This window comes from Vibrio sp. RE86 (assembly GCF_013114545.1).
Lineage (GTDB): Bacteria > Pseudomonadota > Gammaproteobacteria > Enterobacterales > Vibrionaceae > Vibrio.
Genome location: NZ_VTXI01000003.1, coordinates 254,308 through 271,960, shown reverse-complemented (window position 1 = coordinate 271,960; position 17,653 = coordinate 254,308). Strand labels below are relative to the sequence as shown.

The following is a 17,653-nucleotide window of genomic DNA, read 5'->3' as shown; positions in this document are numbered from 1 at the left end:
GACCCACCTGATTCCATGCCGAACTCAGAAGTGAAACGAATTAGCGCCGATGGTAGTGTGGGGCTTCCCCATGTGAGAGTAGGACATCGCCAGGCTTTAAATATGGACACTTGCTTAAAGCAAGTAAGCCACTGCGGAGTGGTAGTTCAGTTGGTTAGAATACCGGCCTGTCACGCCGGGGGTCGCGGGTTCGAGTCCCGTCCACTCCGCCACTTATTTGAGAGTCGTCTCAATAAACACGAAGATAGGGGTGTAGCTCCAATTGGCAGAGCAGCGGATTCCAAATCCGCGTGTTGGGAGTTCGAATCTCTCCACCCCTGCCATATATTAAGCCTCAGCAGAAATGCTGGGGCTTTTTTACATCTGTTGCTTCTACGAGCCATGTTTTGATAACTAGCGCCCCGCTGTCAGCCCCTCATCTCTGCATATTCAAGGCCTGAGTCGAAAGACTGAGGCCTTTTTGCTTTTAATTTTTCGCCTAAATATCAGTCTCTGAAGGATCTGATATGACCTTCAGTTATTTAAATTTATCTAAGTAACCTCTGGTATACCAATGCTGTTTTTCTGGCAGTTAGATAACTTAATGACTATTCATACTCCTCTTTAGTCACTGGACCCCAACTCGATTGACAAAGTTCAGGGAGAAGCTTTAACCGTATGAAGTCATTAGCCGAAGCTTGGCAGTTACAACGTTATAATAAACAAGCTCCAAGGCGCGCAGAGTCGGTGGGAGTAGCTTCATTTACTCCTTGTTTTGGAGGTTAGGTAAAACAGGCTTATTAATAAATGCGATTGGTACAAGAAGTATCCCTGTTAGCCTGAGGTGCAGATACAAAAAAGCCCTGCTTGTGAAAGCAGGGCTTTGGAATAATCAGCTGTGACGGAGCGTCTTATTTTAGAAGAGCTTCGTTACCGTTTTCACGGATGTGCTTCAGAATGCTCTTAGTGCCGCGAGCACTTGATGCGACAACGTTACCAGACTTCATGTAGTCAGTACCGCCAGCAAAGTCTGTTAGGATTGCGCCAGCTTCACGAGCGATTAGGTCACCTGCTGCGATATCCCAAGGCTTTAGACCTAGCTCAAAGAAACCATCTACACGGCCAGCTGCTAGGTAGCATAGATCTAGTGCTGCAGAACCAGTGCGACGGAAGTCTGCACAATCTACAAATAGAGAAGACATGATCTTGAAGTAAGATTCAGAGTGTTGCTTTTGCTTGAACGGGAAACCCGTTGCTAGAATAGTGCCTTGAAGGTCTTTTAGCTGTTTTACACGGATACGAGCGTTGTTAAGCTGAGCGCCAGAACCACGCTGTGCAGTGAACAGTTCGTTTAGCATTGGATCGTATACACATGCTACTTCAGTTTTACCTTTGAAGCGTACAGCAATAGATACAGAGAAGTGTGGCAAACCTTTTACAAAGTTTGAAGTGCCATCCAGTGGGTCGATGATCCATTGTACTTCTTTATCTTTACCTTCAATTACGCCATTTTCCTCAGCAACGATGCAGTGCTCAGGGTAAGAAGCCTGAATAGTATCGATAATGATAGTTTCAGCTTCTTTGTCTACGTTAGTAACAAAGTCATTCGTGCCTTTCTGAGTAGATTCGATCTTCTCAGCATTTTCTAAAGATTTGGCAATATGGTTGCCAGCTTTTCGTGCAGCACGAATAGCGATATTAAGCATTGGATGCATACTAATTTCCCAACGGATGTTAAAGAACAGAAAAACGGGCGGCAGTATATCAGATTAATCACCAAATGGAAGTGGTTAATTTTTACGCTTTTGTTTTTAATCCTATAAAGGGTCTGACCATTTTACTCAGGTATATGATACTATCTCGCAGCTTTATTTTTAGTCTTAGGGTTTATCAATGCTTAACAACGTTAAAGTTGTCCTAGTTGGGACGTCTCACTCCGGCAATATTGGTTCAGCAGCGCGCGCAATGAAAGTGATGGGCTTATCGAACTTAGTGCTAGTAGACCCTCAATGCAGTGTTGATGAGCAAACTATCGCTTTGGCTGCTGGTGCTGCCGATATTGCTGAAAATGCTCAAGTAGTTAGTACTCTAGCTGAAGCTGTGGACGATTGTGCGCTAGTGGTTGGCTCAAGTGCCCGCTCTCGTACTTTAGAATGGCCGATGCTAGAACCGCGTGAATGTGGTGTTAAGTTTGTCGAAGAGGGGCAAAACGCTCCTGTGGCTTTAGTGTTTGGGCGAGAGCGCACAGGGTTAACCAATGATGAGCTACAGACTTGTCACTATCATGTGTGTATACCTGCAAACCCAGAGTACAGCTCTCTGAACTTAGCTATGGCCGTGCAGACTCTGAGTTATGAAGTGCGTATGGCATTTTTAGAGCGAGAGCAAAGCCAATTTCAAAGCCAAGAGCAGGCTGAGTACCCTAGACATAAAGAATTAGAATTATTCTTCTCACACCTTGAAAAAGTGGCGAAAGATACCCAGTTTATCAGTGAAGATCAGCCAGGCAAGGTGATGAACAAGTTGCGTCGCCTGTTTAACCGCGCGAGACCAGAAGCCCAAGAGCTCAATATTCTTCGTGGTATTTTGACTTCTATTGAGAAACGACTTTCTAAGTAAAATCTCCCTTTAATTTGAAAGGTCTAATACCTGACTAAATTAGTCAATTAAATACTTGACCAAAATAGTCAGGTATGGAAGAATTCATACCATATAAACGGTGTGGATATGGTGTTATATGAGACTTACATCTAAAGGAAGATACGCAGTAACAGCCATGTTAGATGTGGCTCTGCATTCGCAAACAAACCCAGTGCCTTTGGCTGATATTTCAGAGCGCCAGGGTATTTCGCTATCTTATCTAGAGCAGCTGTTCTCAAAGCTTCGTAAAGCAGGATTAGTTGCTAGCGTTCGTGGTCCAGGTGGTGGTTACCGCTTAGGTGAAGACGCACACGCTATAGCGATTGGTACAGTCATTGCGGCTGTCGATGAATCTGTGGATGCAACGAAATGTAATGGTAAAGGAGACTGCCAAGGTGGTTCTCGCTGCTTAACCCATACATTATGGCGTGACTTAAGTTCACGTATTAGTGACTTCTTGAACAACATCACTCTCGGTGAGCTGATGACTGACAATGAAGTTTTAGAAATTTCCGATCGACAAGATATTGATCTTGCCGTTAACCATGGGTTTGCTAATAAAAATACAAGCACCGCGCCCATCGGTGTAAACGTCCGCTCTTAAGCGGTCTGCCTGTTACATTGGAGTAGAAAATGAAACTGCCTATTTATTTAGATTATTCAGCGACCTGTCCTGTTGATCCTCGTGTAGCTGAAAAAATGGTTCAGTACATGACTATGGACGGCACGTTTGGCAACCCAGCTTCTCGTTCACACCGTTACGGCTGGCAGGCAGAAGAGGCGGTAGATACCGCTCGTGAACAGATTGCAGACCTGCTGAATGCAGACCCACGTGAAATCGTATTCACTTCTGGCGCTACTGAATCAGACAACCTTGCAATTAAAGGTGCTGCACATTTCTACTCTAAGAAAGGCAAGCACGTAATAACTTGTAAGACAGAACACAAAGCTGTTCTTGATCCATGCCGTCAACTAGAGCGTGAAGGCTTCGAAGTCACTTACCTTGAGCCAGAATCAAACGGTCTTATCGATCTTAAGAAGCTTGAAGCTGCGATGCGTGAAGACACAGTACTTGTATCAATCATGCACGTGAACAATGAAATTGGTGTGATTCAAGACATCTCATCTATCGGTGAACTGTGCCGCGAACGTAAAGTTGTTTTCCACGTTGATGCTGCTCAATCTGCTGGTAAGCTACCAATCGACGTAAAAGAGATGAAAGTTGATCTGATCTCTATGTCGGCTCACAAAGCTTACGGCCCTAAAGGTATTGGTGCTCTATACGTACGTCGTAAACCACGTATTCGTCTTGAAGCACAGATGCATGGTGGCGGTCATGAACGTGGTTTCCGTTCTGGTACGCTACCTACTCACCAAATCGTTGGTATGGGTGAAGCTTTCCGTGTTGCTAAAGAAGACATGCAGAAAGACTACGATCACGCATTGGCACTTCGTAACCGCCTGCTAAATGGCGTTAAAGACCTTGAAGCAGTAACAGTGAATGGTGACTTGGAGCAACGTGTTCCTCACAACCTAAACGTGAGCTTTGCATTTGTTGAAGGTGAATCACTGCTTATGTCTCTTAAAGATCTAGCCGTATCATCGGGTAGTGCGTGTACATCAGCAAGTTTAGAACCATCTTACGTTCTTCGTGCTCTTGGTCTAAATGACGAACTAGCACACAGTTCTGTTCGCTTCTCTTTTGGTCGCTTCACGACAGAAGAAGAGATCGACTACGCAATCGAACAAATTCGTACAGCAGTAACTAAACTGCGCGACATGTCTCCTCTATGGGATATGTACAAGGAAGGAATCGACCTAGATACAGTTGAGTGGGCACACCACTAAGTACTAGGTTATTCCCAAGGTTTAATAGAGGATTCGAGGTAAAATATCATGGCATATAGCGAAAAAGTAATTGATCACTACGAGAACCCACGTAACGTTGGTTCATTTGATAAAGAAGATCCAGCAGTAGGAAGCGGCATGGTTGGTGCTCCTGCGTGTGGTGACGTAATGAAACTGCAAATCAAAGTAACGCCAGAAGGCATTATTGAAGATGCGAAGTTCAAAACGTACGGTTGTGGTAGTGCAATCGCTTCTAGCTCACTGGTAACTGAGTGGGTTAAAGGTAAAAGCATTGATGAAGCAGCGGCAATTAAAAATGCTGAAATTGCAGACGAGCTAGAGCTTCCTCCTGTGAAAGTTCACTGCTCAATCCTAGCGGAAGATGCAATTAAAGCAGCAGTTGCTGACTACAAGAAAAAACATCAAGAATAAGTATATAATGGGAGATTAATTCTCCCATTTCATTCGCAATATAGACAAACTAAGGTGCAGTATGGCCATCACAATGACAGAAACCGCGGCAAGTCGCGTTAGAACATTCCTAGAAAACCGAGGCAAAGGTATCGGTCTACGCTTGGGTGTAAAAACGACGGGTTGTTCGGGTATGGCCTATGTTCTTGAGTTTGTTGATGATCTAAACGAAGAGGATTCAGTATTTGAACACTCTGGCGTTAAGGTGATCATCGATCAAAAAAGCCTAGCGTACTTGGATGGCACTGAGCTTGACTACGTTAAAGAAGGCTTGAATGAAGGGTTTGAGTTCAATAACCCAAATGCGAAAAGCGAATGTGGTTGTGGTGAAAGCTTCAACGTCTAATTGATAGCGCCTGTGGGTATCTTTCTCACAGGTTTATTACCTAGGACCGAATTCTCAATGAATTATTTCGAATTATTTGGGCTACCAAGTCAGTTTCAGCTGGATGGTAGCCTTCTTTCTTCACAGTTCCGTGAACTTCAAAAACAATTCCATCCAGATAACTTTGCCACAGCATCTGAACGTGACCGTTTAATGGCTGTACAAAAAGCGGCAGAGATCAATGACGCTTACCAAGTGCTCAAGAACCCTATCTCTCGTGCTGAATACATGTTATCGCAAAATGGTGTTGAGATTCGCGGTGAACAACAAACCATGCAAGATCCTATGTTTCTGATGGAGCAGATGGAGTTGCGTGAAGAACTGGAAGATATTTCATCTAGCTCTGATCCTGAAGATGCTTTGTTCGACTTCGACAGCAAAGTCAGCAAGATGTTTAAGCAACAACTAGCAACGACGGAACAGCAACTTAGTGATTCAGATTGGCAGCAAGCTGCGGACTGTGTACGTAAGCTAAAGTTTATCGCCAAGCTAAAAAATGAAATCGAACTAGTGGAAGACAAGCTCCTCGGCTAGTTAATAACAAGGACCACTCATGGCACTACTTCAAATTGCAGAACCGGGTCAAAGCTCGGCACCTCATGAGCACAAACTTGCAGCAGGTATCGATTTAGGTACTACCAATTCATTGGTTGCGTCAGTGCGTAGTGGTGACGCTGCCACTCTTACAGATGAACATGGTCATAGTATCTTACCTTCTGTAGTGAACTACTCTGGTGAAGAACTTATTGTTGGGGCAGAGGCAAAAGCACTGGCCGAGCAAGATCCTGCAAATACCATTATTTCGGTAAAGCGTTTACTGGGTCGTTCTCTAGACGATATTCAACAGCGTTACCCAAATCTACCTTACCAATTTAAAGCAAGTGATAACGGCTTGCCTGTTCTTGAAACACAAGCGGGCGACAAGAATCCAATTGAGGTTTCAGCCGATATCCTAAGAACGCTGGGTCAGAGAGCTGAGGCAACACTAGGTGGAGAGCTAGCCGGTGTTGTTATTACTGTTCCTGCTTACTTTGATGACGCTCAGCGTGCGGGTACAAAAGACGCTGCTAAGCTAGCTGGTATGCACGTTTTACGTTTGCTAAATGAACCGACTGCAGCGGCTATTGCTTATGGCCTAGATTCTGGCCAAGAGGGCGTTATTGCCGTTTATGACCTAGGTGGTGGTACCTTTGATATTTCAATTCTGCGCCTTTCTAAAGGTGTGTTTGAAGTGCTGGCAACGGGTGGTGACTCTGCGTTAGGTGGTGATGATTTTGACCACTTACTTGCTGACTACTTAATGGAACAAGCAGGATTAGAAGCGCCGTTATCACCTGAGAAGACACGAGCGTTACTTAACATCGCGACTGAAACCAAAATTGCTTTCTCTGAAAAAGAGAGCGTTGATGTTGAAGTGTTCGGTTGGAAAGGCAGCGTTAGCCGTGAACAATTTGAAGATCTTATTCGTCCTCTTGTTAAGAAAACTCTAATGTCATGCCGTCGTGCACTAAAAGATGCAGAAGTAGACGCTGACGAAGTGCTAGAAGCTGTAATGGTTGGTGGTTCGACTCGTACGCTTCTCGTCCGTGAAATGGTAGGAGATTTCTTTGGTCGTAAGCCGCTAACAAGCATTAACCCTGATGAAGTTGTCGCAATCGGCGCAGGCATTCAGGCGGATATATTAGCGGGTAATAAACCAGACTCGGAAATGCTACTTCTTGACGTGATTCCACTGTCTCTTGGTATTGAAACCATGGGCGGATTGGTTGAAAAGATTGTTCCGCGCAATACCACTATCCCTGTCGCGAGAGCTCAAGAATTTACGACATTCAAAGATGGCCAAACGGCAATGAGTGTGCATGTCGTTCAAGGCGAACGTGAGATGGTTGATGATTGTCGCTCTCTTGCGCGTTTCTCATTGAAAGGGATTCCTGCGATGGCTGCGGGAGCTGCACATATTCGTGTGACTTACCAAGTCGATGCTGATGGCCTTCTGTCTGTTACTGCAATGGAAAAGAGCACCGGCATCCAATCTGAAATTCAGGTTAAGCCTTCTTATGGTCTAAGTGATGATGAAGTGACAACCATGCTTCGTGACTCGATGACCTATGCGAAAGATGACATGCTAGCTCGTGCACTTGCAGAGCAGCGCGTTGAAGCTGATCGTGTTATTGAAGGTCTGATTGCCGCGATGCAAGCCGATGGCGATGAATTACTTTCAGAAGAAGAGCGCCAAGCACTATTGAAATCTATTGAAGCACTGATTGAGCTTCGCAATGGTGACAGTGCTGATGCCATTGAGCAAGGCATCAAAGATACCGATAAGGCGAGTCAGGATTTTGCATCTCGTCGTATGGATAAATCGATTCGAGCTGCATTGTCAGGTCAATCAGTGAATGATATTTAAGAGAAAGAGTTATGCCTAAGATTATTGTATTACCGCATGAAGACCTATGCCCTGAAGGTGCAGTTCTAGAAGCTACTGCAGGTGAGACGGTACTGGATGTTGCACTTAAAAATGGCATCGGTATTGAGCACGCATGTGAAAAGTCTTGTGCTTGTACTACCTGTCACGTAGTAATTCGTGAAGGTTTTGATTCTTTAGAAGAGAGTGATGAGCTGGAAGACGATATGCTAGATAAAGCATGGGGTCTTGAGCCAGAGTCTCGTCTTGGTTGTCAGGCTAAAGTAACGGATGAAGATTTAGTTGTAGAGATCCCGAAATACACGCTAAATCACGCATCTGAAGATCATTAATTCTTCACTCTTTAATCTCAAATACTGCCGCTAGAGTAGATATTAAAAGGAAGGTAAGCAATGAAATGGACGGATTCACGCGATATTGCAATTGAGCTGTGCGATAAGTTTCCAGAGATCGACCCGAAAAATGTTCGATTTACCGATCTTCATCAATGGATCCTTGAGTTAGAAGAGTTTGACGATGAGCCTAACCGCTCTAACGAAAAGATTTTGGAAGCTGTCATCCTATGTTGGATGGATGAAATGGATTAACCCTAACGGGAAACCTCTCTCAGTTAACAAAATTTACTAAAAAAAACGGACCTTATGGTCCGTTTTTTTATCAATTTAACATTAAAGTGTTAACATCCCTGAGTGAATAGAAAAAGGCGTAGGCAACGCCAGTACAGACAAGGAGAAACCATGTCTACACAGATGTCAGTATTTCTAAGCCAAGAGGCAGCTGCTCCACATTGGGGTAGCAACGCAATCCTTTCGTTCTCTGAAAGCGGTGCAATTATCCATCTTGGCGATAAACATGACCTTGGTGCCATTCAAAAAGCCGCTCGTAAGCTTGATGGCCAAGGCATCGCTTCAGTCTCTCTAGCGGGAGAGGGCTGGGAACTTGAAAACGTTTGGGCATTCCATCAAGGTTATCGTGGTCCTAAAAAAGCCAACACACTTGAGTGGCAACCGCTTGTTGAAGCTGACCAAGCAGAGCTCGTCGCTCGAATTAAAGCGACCGATTTTACTCGCGATATCATTAATAAACCTGCGGAAGAAGTGGCGCCGCGTCAGCTAGCGACGATGGCGGCTGAATTTATCAAGTCTGTAGCGCCAGAAGGTACAGTGAAAGCACGTATTGTTAAAGATAAAGACTTGTTAGCTGAAGGTTGGCAGGGCATCTTTGCAGTGGGTCGCGGTTCTGACCGTACGTCAGCGATGCTACAGCTTGATTTTAACCCTACGGGTGATGAAAATGCGCCAGTATTTGCGTGTCTTGTAGGTAAAGGCATTACGTTTGACTCAGGTGGCTACAGCATTAAAGCATCTGGCTTCATGACTGCGATGAAAGCTGACATGGGCGGTTCTGGTACTATCACTGGTGGTCTAGGTCTAGCAATCATGCGTGGCTTGAACAAACGTGTGAAATTGATTCTATGTTGTGCTGAAAACATGATTTCAGGTCGCGCCCTGAAATTAGGTGACATCATTACCTATAAGAATGGTAAGACTGTTGAAATCATGAATACTGACGCTGAAGGGCGTCTTGTTCTTGCGGACGGTCTCATTTATGCAAGTGAGCAAAACCCAGAGCTAATTATTGATTGCGCAACCCTAACAGGTGCTGCTAAAAATGCGTTAGGTAACGACTACCATGCGCTAATGAGCTTTGATGATGAACTGTCTCATCAAGCATTAACTGCGGCACGTGAAGAGAAAGAAGGTTTATGGCCACTTCCTCTAGCGGATTTCCACCGTGGAATGCTGCCATCAAACTTTGCTGATTTATCAAACATCAGCAGTGGTGATTACTCACCAGGTGCAAGTACAGCGGCGGCGTTTTTGTCATACTTTGTTGAAGATTACAAGAAAGGTTGGTTGCACTTTGACTGTGCGGCGACCTACCGTAAGTCAGCAACAGACAAATGGGCAGCAGGCGCAACAGGTGTTGGTGTTCGTAGCTTAGCTGGCCTGCTTCTACAGCAAGCAAATAAATAATTATAATAAGAGGCCGAAGAGCCTCTTCTATCAAAAACAAGATAAATGAAAGGATACCCTATGGCTCTAGAAAAAACTTTTTCGATCGTTAAGCCCGATGCTGTAAAACGTAACCTTATCGGTGAAATTTATCATCGCATCGAAAAAGCTGGTCTACAAATTGTTGCGGCTAAAATGGTTCATCTAACTGAAGAGCAGGCAAGTGGCTTTTATGCTGAGCATGAAGGCAAAGAGTTTTTCCCAGCACTTAAAGAATTTATGACTTCAGGCCCGATTATGGTTCAGGTTCTTGAAGGTGAAAACGCAATTGCGCGTTACCGTGAGTTGATGGGCAAAACAAACCCAGAAGAAGCGGCATGTGGAACAATTCGTGCTGATTACGCAATCAGCATGCGCTACAATTCAGTACATGGCTCAGATAGCCCTGAATCAGCGGCTCGTGAAATCGAGTTCTTCTTCCCTGAATCAGAAATTTGCCCTCGATAATATCAGGGCAAGTTTGGATACATCAATGCTGCTTACGATGATGTAAGCAGCATTTTTATTCTGAAAAAACCGACTCAATCAGCGTGAACTTACCGTCTAAAAGGTGAATTAACTGCTAGTATTGGTGAGAAAAGTTTTTTTTACATACAGAGCGTGCAAGGGTATCAGTCTTGACAGATTGTGATATACTCTGCGCGCAATTTATACCTTATAAACAGAGTAAGACAATGGCAGATTTATCAAAGTACAGAAACATTGGTATTTTCGCGCACGTTGATGCGGGTAAAACTACCACCACTGAGCGTATTCTTAAGCTTACTGGTAAAATCCACAAAACTGGTGAAGTACACGACGGTGAGTCTACAACTGACTTCATGGAACAGGAAGCTGAGCGTGGTATTACAATCCAGTCAGCAGCTGTAACTTGTGAGTGGAATGGCCACCGCCTAAACGTTATCGATACTCCAGGACACGTTGACTTCACAGTAGAAGTATACCGTTCACTGAAAGTACTAGACGGCGGTATCGGTGTATTCTGTGGTTCTGGTGGTGTTGAGCCTCAGTCAGAAACAAACTGGCGCTACGCGAACGACTCAGAAGTTGCTCGTCTGATCTTCGTAAACAAACTAGACCGTATGGGTGCAGACTTCTTCAACGTTGTTGATCAAGTTAAGAACGTTCTTGGTGCAAACCCACTAGTAATGACTCTGCCAATCGGTCGTGAAGACGATTTCGTTGGTGTTGTTGACGTACTAAACCGTAAAGCTTACGTTTGGGACGACACAGGTCTACCAGAAAACTACGAAATTCAAGATGTTCCTGCGGACATGGTTGATGACCTAGAACAGTACCGTGAAGAGCTAGTTGAAACTGCTGTAGAGCAAGACGACGACCTAATGGAAGCGTACATGGAAGGTGAAGAGCCTTCTATCGAAGACCTTAAGCGCTGTATCCGTAAAGGTACACGTGACCTAGCGTTCTTCCCAACGTTCTGTGGTTCTGCGTTCAAGAACAAAGGTATGCAACTTATCCTTGACGCTGTTGTAGATTACCTACCAGCTCCAGCAGAAGTTGATCCTCAGCCTCTAACAGATCCAGAAACTGGTGAGCCAACTGGCGAAGTAGCTACTGTATCTGCAGATGAGCCACTAAAAGCGCTAGCATTCAAGATCATGGATGACCGTTTCGGTGCTCTAACATTCGTACGTATCTACTCTGGTCGTCTGAAGAAGGGTGACACTATCCTTAACTCAGCAACTGGTAAAACAGAACGTATCGGCCGTATGTGTGAAATGCAAGCGGACGAGCGTAACGAGCTAACTGAAGCTCAAGCTGGTGACATCATCGCTATCGTAGGTATGAAGAACGTTCAGACTGGTCACACTCTATGTGATCCTAAGCACGAATGTACTCTAGAAGCTATGATCTTCCCAGAACCAGTAATCTCTATCGCTGTAACTCCTAAGGACAAAGGCGGTTCAGAGAAGATGGGTATCGCTATCGGTAAGATGGTTGCAGAAGATCCATCATTCCAGGTTGAGACTGACGAAGAGTCTGGCGAAACTATCCTGAAAGGTATGGGTGAACTTCACCTAGACATCAAGGTAGACATCCTTAAGCGTACTTACGGCGTTGAGCTAGAAGTAGGTGCTCCACAGGTAGCTTACCGTGAAACTATCACTCAAGCAGTTGAAGATAGCTACACGCACAAGAAGCAGTCTGGTGGTTCTGGTCAGTTCGGTAAGATCGACTACCGCATCAAGCCAGGTGAGCCAAACTCAGGCTTCACGTTCAAATCAACAGTTGTTGGTGGTAACGTACCTAAAGAATTCTGGCCTGCAGTTGAGAAAGGCTTCGCTGGTATGATGGATACTGGTGTTCTAGCTGGCTTCCCAACTCTAGACGTAGAAGTTGAACTATTCGACGGTGGTTTCCACGCAGTTGACTCTTCAGCTATCGCTTACGAAATCGCTGCTAAAGGCGCATTCCGTCAGTCTATGCCTAAAGCTGGTGCGCAACTTCTTGAGCCAATCATGAACGTTGACGTATTCACTCCAGAAGACAACGTTGGTGACGTAATCGGTGACCTTAACCGTCGTCGTGGTATGATCAAAGACCAACAAGCTGGTACTACAGGCGTTCGTATTAAAGCAGACGTTCCTCTATCAGAAATGTTTGGCTACATCGGTCACCTACGTACTATCACTTCTGGTCGTGGTCAGTTCTCTATGGAATTCGGTCAGTACTCAGCTTGTCCAGCAAACGTTGCTGAGCAAGTAATCGCAGAAGTTAAAGAGCGTAACGAGAAGAAGTAATTCTTTAAGTTAGCTAGATAGCTTAAAAAAACCCTGAAGTGAAAGCTTCAGGGTTTTTCTTTTTCTGAGAACTGCTATAAAAATACTGATGATATAGCGCGCTATTCGCGTGTTTCTAGCTCATCATGTAACCAGTGTGCAAACGCTTGTATTCGGTTTCGACGTGGTGACCCTGCGTCATAAAACAAGTTAAATTGAATACCAGGTGTCATTCCTATATCAAATGGCTTAATCAGTAGCCCTCTTTCAACATAGTCACTTGCTAAAGAATCAGAAGCTAAGCAAGCACCGTGACCGGCCATTACGGCATTCATTGCGTGGTCAAAAGTACTGACATCCATCCATTGAACAGACTCTTTATTCATCGTTACGCCTGCTTGAGCAAACCAACTTTGCCAAGGGTATCCACCGGACTCGTAGTGGATCAACCATGTCTTGAGTAGTTGTTGAGGGTCTGACAGTTCAATTGATTGGGTTAGGTGAGGGGAACAAAATGGGTAAATGGCTTCTTCAAACAAAAATTCTTTATGCAGTTTCTGTACGTCACTTGTTTCCAACTCTTCACCTTGCCAGATAGCTAGATCCGCATCGCCTTGCTTTAGATTAGGGGCATCGCAGCTGGTAATAATGCGAATGGGAATATTTGGGTGTTGAGTTGAGAACTTCCAAAGTCTGGGTAACAGCCAGCGTGAAGCGAATGAAGGAGTAGAACTGACACAGAGAAGTCCTTCAACAGGCTCGCTCTGGATTTGGTTCAGGCCAGTGACGATATTCTCGAAACTTAGAGAGACATGCTTGAACAAGATTTTCCCCTGCTCTGTTAGGCACATTTCTCGGCCGTTTCGCATAAACAACTTACAACCCAAACCGTCTTCAAGTTGACGAATTTTCTGGCTCACAGCAGCTTGACTGATACACAGTTCATCTGCCGCGCGGCTATAACTGTTTAACCGTGCTGCTACTTCAAAATAGCGCAGTCCTGCCAGGTGATGCAGCCTTGCATCCATAATCTATCCCTACTTCCGCTAAAACAAAAAAGGAGAGCCAAAGCTCTCCCTTTATTTATATCACCTGAGACTATTCTTCCCAAACAATCAGTTGACCTTTTGGCCAATTGTGGCCCACATCATGGTACTTCTGCTCAAGGATATGACGTTTTATCTTCAACGTTGGTGTGAGAATGCCATTTTCAATGCTCCAAGGATCTTTGATCATCAATACCCCTTTGATTTGCTCATGGGATTCAAGCTGAGCATTCATACGCGCAATGACCTTTTCAGTCGTGCGAGCATAACGCTCACGATCAAAGTTAGGGAAGTCGTGTGGCACAACCAAAAGAATTGGAGCAGGAAGCCCTAACCCAATTAGACACATCATCTCTACACGGCTGTACTCAAAGAGTTTCTTCTCGATAGGCACAGGTGCGACGAATTTGCCTTTTGCTGTCTTGAAGGTGTCTTTCTTACGGCCTTGGATAGTGAGATAGCCTTCATTGTCGATAAAACCAATATCGCCTGTATGTAGCCAGCCATCAGAGTCAAAAGATTCTTGAGTGGCAATGTCATTCTTGTAGTAACCAGAGAATAGACCTTGGCCTCGAACCATGATCTCTTCATCGTCCGCTATCTTCAACTCAATACCAGGGCCAGCATTACCCACCGAGCCAATCTTATCTGCGCGGAATGGGTAGTTCAGTGTGCTGTAGGCAAACGACTCTGTCATTCCCCAGGCTTCGGTAATGTTGAGGCCAACACTGTAGTACCAATCGAGTAATGCTGGAGAGACTGGTGCCGAGCCACAGCCTAAAACGCGTGCTTGATCCAGACCTAAACCATCGGCAAGTTTCTTCTTAATCAGGGAGTTTACGAAAGGTATCTTAAGCAAGACATTGAGCTTCTTCTGCGGCAGTTTATCTTGAATGCGCTGTTGGAAGAGAGTCCATAAGCGAGGCACTGAGATAAACAGCGTCGGACGCTGCATTTTCACGTCTTCAATGAACGTATCAAGTGACTCTGGGAATGCCGTTTGTACACCTCCCATGATCGAAGAGCCAAAGATGTAAACACGCTCGGTGATGTGAGCAAGCGGCAAGTATGAGAACAGCCTGTCATTGGCTTGGATTCCTATGTGGTTGATGAGTTGTTGAACTGACCAACTGAACGCACCGTAAGTGAGCATTGCCCCTTTTGGTAATCCAGATGTCCCCGAGGTATATACGAGCGACATTAACTTGTCGTCATAATGCTCTGGGCGACTTTCACTAGGCTGGTGGTTTGCAATTAAGTCAGTAAATGAATGCTGACAATTAGGTGCTGAGTCGTATGGCAATGAGATAGTAATTAAATCTGGCTTTGAATTGATGACTTCTTGCGTTGCAGCAGCATCATCAAGCTTACCGCCAATCAGCACTTTACTCTCACTGTGAGTGACACAGTACTCGATCGTATCTGCGCCTGCTGTAGGAAAGATTGGCACACTGACAAAATCACCTAGCATCATAGCAAGGTCACAGATGAACCATTCAGCACAGTTTTTCGATACTAAAGCGACTTTATCGCGAGGTTTAACGCCAAGTTCATTTAACGCAGTGACAAGCTTTAAGGCTTGTTCTGCGACGTCACTGTAGGTGTATTCAACAAACTTTCGATTGATGATTTGTTTCAAATAGATCTCATTGGGGCGTTCCTCTGCCCATTTTAGGATCATTTCGTTTGGTGGTGGGAGAGCACAGGTCGGTTTGCTTAACTCGTTAGGCTGAATCATTCTCTAACTCCGTGTTATTGGCAAAGTTATGGTTATTTTTATTGTTAATGGAATGTTAACTTTAGCATGTGAATCAAACTGTAGGGAAGCAATAGAGACCAAGTTTTATCCTATCTTGTGACTGGAGATAGATTAGTGAAGTTGACGGTAGATCGCGGGAGTTGTGCCTGTTTTTTTCTTAAAAATGCGTGAAAAGTAAGAAACATCATTATAGCCACATTGAAATGCGATAAAGGATATCTTCTCCTTTCGGTCATTGACGAGTAGTTGTTTGGCTAGATTGATTCGCTTTAAAGTTAAGTAGTCACGAAAGCTGATGCCAATCGTTTTATGAAAAAACTTGGAAAAGTAGGTCACCGAGTAGTGACAATAATCGGCGACATCTTCTTCACGAATCGTTCGGGATAGGTTTTTTTCTATATATTTCAACATTTCGACCAAGTCTTTGCTGATGTGTTTCTGGCCTTGTTGAGCGGTAAGTTTGTTGATGTCTAAGATTTCTTGGTGGTGGGTAAATTCGAAATGAATACGATTGCTGAGCTCTTTTGACCACAGATGAGCGTCGCCAATAGTGGCATCAAAGCTATCAAATATTATGTCAGCATGCTCAATGTCTAAAGGTGGTTCTTCATCGTAGATGAGGATAACTTGTTTGTTTAGATTTCGACATAACTTTACCGTGGTTTCAAACAGCGAGTGGTAGGGCTCTCTGTAATAGAAAAAACAAAAATGAATATCTGGTTCACTAAGCACGGATACGTCGTGCCCAAGATCGAGTATGTGGAAATAGTTTTCCAAATCACGTGTGAAATCTTTGGGGACAAAAGTGACAGATTGACCAATCCAATAGCCTTTAAGTAACACATCCACTGTAGATCACCTTTAGTTCTAACTGATTATTGTAGGCACTCTATAGGTCAAAAGCTTAGTACGAGAACATCAAATTATTCAAGTTTCATATTGACTATATTAATAATTATGATGGGACTATTTTGCGCTAAATATCACATTTATAATCTTGCTTTTAGCTGTCAAGTATCAAAAATGAGAAAAGTAAAAGTGAGAATTATTTGCGTGGATTATGTAAATTGTCCTTTCATAACCATTCGAAATTAATGACTAAAAAAAAGAGTCGAATTTTTAATCAAGAAGGTTTTATTCGCGATAATTTAAATTACGGCTTTTTTCAAGTGTAGTTAAGAATAATTATATGGCAAAAAAGTGCTATAGATAGACATAAAAATCCTAACTCTTATGATTTCTAAACTCTAAATTATCAATAAGCGCAACGCTTAATGAACTTTGGAAGGAGACATAGCATGAGCAAATTAGTTAATAAAATAACTGCGTTTATGAAGGATGAAGAAGGACTGACAGTCGTGGAGTACGTTGTTGGTGCTGGTTTATTAGTCGCAGGGTTGGCCGGTATATTTGGTACTTTTAGTTCTGCATTAGAAAGTCAACTAGGAACAGTGCTAGGTAATGCACCTGACGGTTCGTAAAATATATTTTTTGAATCTTTAAGGTCTATAGTTAATTATTATTTGAGTCACCAATGAAGAGAACATCATTGGTTGCTCAAATAAAAATGCTTAGGGAGGCATTTTACTATGACTTTTATTGAATTTATGAAAGATGAAGAAGGCCTAACTGTTGTTGAATACGTGGTCGGCGCAGGGATGCTAGTTGTGGGTTTTGCAGGGTTGTTCCTAGCATTTAGAGGGCTACTGACAGAGCAGTTTGCATCACTGTTTACTTAAAATAATAAAGCGAGCATTTATATGAATACATTTATTTGGGTTCTGTTGTTCGTTGTCGCGGTTTCGGATGCAAGAGAACACCGAATCCCAAATTATTTATTAATATCTATATTGGCTTTATCACTAATCGATAAAGCTTTTTTTATTCAAAATTATACATTAGTCCTATTTTCTTTTATTACTGGTATTACTTGCTTTATTGTCGCTCTCATCCTTTACTTTTTAAAAGTGATGGCACCAGGAGACGTTAAACTTTTGGGTGTGATAGGTTTTTGGGTTGGAAGTGAGTACATATTAGATTCTATTTTTTGGATTGCAGTTGCCAGTGTCGTTGTTGGGGTTTTCTATGCTTTATTGAAAATTGCAGAGGATCCAGAGCAACTCTCCACTCTAAAAAATAAGTATTCGATGCTATTTCAATATGGAGCATCTAGTACTAAAGCATTGGAATCTCCGAAAAAAATGAGTGAGCATTATAGAATGCCTTTTGCTCCTGTTGTCGTTATCGGTTTGGCGCTCAATTTCTATTTTCTGAATTAGTGACA

At 43.6% G+C, this 17,653-nt stretch carries 19 protein-coding genes, 2 tRNA genes and 1 rRNA gene; 18 read left to right on the top strand and 4 right to left on the bottom strand.

The window, feature by feature from the left end:
* From rrf to F0231_RS05230, 3 genes are all read left to right on the top strand, one after another.
* Positions 1–95 (top strand): 5S ribosomal RNA (gene rrf / locus F0231_RS05240); the annotation flags it as partial.
* Between the two features lie 40 nt (positions 96–135).
* Positions 136–212, top strand: a tRNA-Asp gene (locus tag F0231_RS05235).
* A gap of 34 nt (positions 213–246) precedes the next feature.
* A tRNA-Trp gene (locus F0231_RS05230) sits at positions 247–323 on the top strand.
* 567 nt (positions 324–890) lie between these two features.
* On the opposite strand, the gene suhB is transcribed toward F0231_RS05230, so the two are convergent.
* Positions 891–1,694, bottom strand: a complete 804-nt coding sequence (gene suhB / locus F0231_RS05225) for an inositol-1-monophosphatase (protein WP_171758663.1) — start codon at positions 1,692–1,694, stop codon at positions 891–893.
* Positions 1,695–1,872: 178 nt separating this feature from the next.
* Here suhB and trmJ point away from each other — a divergent pair, with 178 nt between their 5' ends.
* The 12 genes from trmJ (at position 1,873) to fusA (ending at position 12,585) form a co-directional block, all read left to right on the top strand.
* A complete protein-coding gene (gene trmJ / locus F0231_RS05220) occupies positions 1,873–2,598 on the top strand; it encodes a tRNA (cytosine(32)/uridine(32)-2'-O)-methyltransferase TrmJ (protein ID WP_171758662.1) in 726 nt (241 codons plus the stop codon).
* A 118-nt stretch (positions 2,599–2,716) separates the two neighbouring features.
* On the top strand, positions 2,717–3,223 hold the full coding sequence (iscR, locus tag F0231_RS05215) for a Fe-S cluster assembly transcriptional regulator IscR (RefSeq protein WP_171758661.1): 507 nt from the start codon (positions 2,717–2,719) through the stop codon (positions 3,221–3,223).
* A 29-nt stretch (positions 3,224–3,252) separates the two neighbouring features.
* Entirely contained in the window at positions 3,253–4,467 is a 1,215-nt protein-coding gene (locus tag F0231_RS05210; RefSeq protein WP_171758660.1) for an IscS subfamily cysteine desulfurase, read from the top strand.
* A gap of 48 nt (positions 4,468–4,515) precedes the next feature.
* Positions 4,516–4,899: a Fe-S cluster assembly scaffold IscU gene (gene iscU / locus F0231_RS05205; RefSeq protein WP_171758659.1), complete on the top strand. Its 384-nt coding sequence runs from the start codon at positions 4,516–4,518 to the stop codon at positions 4,897–4,899.
* Positions 4,900–4,960: 61 nt separating this feature from the next.
* Positions 4,961–5,284: an iron-sulfur cluster assembly protein IscA gene (gene iscA / locus F0231_RS05200; RefSeq protein WP_171758658.1), complete on the top strand. Its 324-nt coding sequence runs from the start codon at positions 4,961–4,963 to the stop codon at positions 5,282–5,284.
* A gap of 57 nt (positions 5,285–5,341) precedes the next feature.
* Positions 5,342–5,857: a co-chaperone HscB gene (gene hscB / locus F0231_RS05195; RefSeq protein WP_171758657.1), complete on the top strand. Its 516-nt coding sequence runs from the start codon at positions 5,342–5,344 to the stop codon at positions 5,855–5,857.
* A gap of 19 nt (positions 5,858–5,876) precedes the next feature.
* Complete coding sequence (gene hscA / locus F0231_RS05190; protein WP_171758656.1) at positions 5,877–7,730, top strand: Fe-S protein assembly chaperone HscA; 1,854 nt, start codon at positions 5,877–5,879, stop codon at positions 7,728–7,730.
* An 11-nt stretch (positions 7,731–7,741) separates the two neighbouring features.
* Positions 7,742–8,080: an ISC system 2Fe-2S type ferredoxin gene (gene fdx, locus F0231_RS05185; protein ID WP_171758655.1), complete on the top strand. Its 339-nt coding sequence runs from the start codon at positions 7,742–7,744 to the stop codon at positions 8,078–8,080.
* Between the two features lie 60 nt (positions 8,081–8,140).
* Entirely contained in the window at positions 8,141–8,335 is a 195-nt protein-coding gene (gene iscX / locus F0231_RS05180) for a Fe-S cluster assembly protein IscX (protein ID WP_171758654.1), read from the top strand.
* 150 nt (positions 8,336–8,485) lie between these two features.
* Complete coding sequence (gene pepB / locus F0231_RS05175) at positions 8,486–9,784, top strand: aminopeptidase PepB (RefSeq protein ID WP_171758653.1); 1,299 nt, start codon at positions 8,486–8,488, stop codon at positions 9,782–9,784.
* A 60-nt stretch (positions 9,785–9,844) separates the two neighbouring features.
* Positions 9,845–10,270 carry a nucleoside-diphosphate kinase gene (gene ndk / locus F0231_RS05170; RefSeq protein WP_171758652.1) on the top strand — a complete coding sequence of 142 codons (426 nt, stop codon included), beginning with the start codon at positions 9,845–9,847 and terminating at the stop codon, positions 10,268–10,270.
* Positions 10,271–10,497: 227 nt separating this feature from the next.
* Entirely contained in the window at positions 10,498–12,585 is a 2,088-nt protein-coding gene (fusA, locus tag F0231_RS05165; RefSeq protein ID WP_171758651.1) for an elongation factor G, read from the top strand.
* Positions 12,586–12,686: 101 nt separating this feature from the next.
* Here fusA and F0231_RS05160 read toward each other — a convergent pair whose 3' ends face one another.
* The 3 genes from F0231_RS05160 to F0231_RS05150 form a co-directional block, all read right to left on the bottom strand.
* Complete coding sequence (locus tag F0231_RS05160; protein WP_171758650.1) at positions 12,687–13,592, bottom strand: LysR substrate-binding domain-containing protein; 906 nt, start codon at positions 13,590–13,592, stop codon at positions 12,687–12,689.
* Between the two features lie 70 nt (positions 13,593–13,662).
* Positions 13,663–15,348, bottom strand: coding sequence for an AMP-binding protein (locus F0231_RS05155; RefSeq protein ID WP_171758649.1), 1,686 nt, complete (start codon positions 15,346–15,348; stop codon positions 13,663–13,665).
* Between the two features lie 132 nt (positions 15,349–15,480).
* A complete protein-coding gene (locus tag F0231_RS05150; protein WP_171758648.1) occupies positions 15,481–16,218 on the bottom strand; it encodes a helix-turn-helix domain-containing protein in 738 nt (245 codons plus the stop codon).
* Positions 16,219–16,667: 449 nt separating this feature from the next.
* Between F0231_RS05150 and F0231_RS05145 the strand changes: the two genes are divergently transcribed.
* From F0231_RS05145 to F0231_RS05135, 3 genes are all read left to right on the top strand, one after another.
* Positions 16,668–16,850, top strand: a complete 183-nt coding sequence (locus tag F0231_RS05145; protein WP_171758647.1) for a Flp family type IVb pilin — start codon at positions 16,668–16,670, stop codon at positions 16,848–16,850.
* Between the two features lie 108 nt (positions 16,851–16,958).
* Positions 16,959–17,108: a Flp family type IVb pilin gene (locus F0231_RS05140; protein ID WP_171758646.1), complete on the top strand. Its 150-nt coding sequence runs from the start codon at positions 16,959–16,961 to the stop codon at positions 17,106–17,108.
* 21 nt (positions 17,109–17,129) lie between these two features.
* Entirely contained in the window at positions 17,130–17,648 is a 519-nt protein-coding gene (locus tag F0231_RS05135; protein WP_171758645.1) for a prepilin peptidase, read from the top strand.
* The last annotated feature ends 5 nt before the right edge of the window (positions 17,649–17,653 follow it).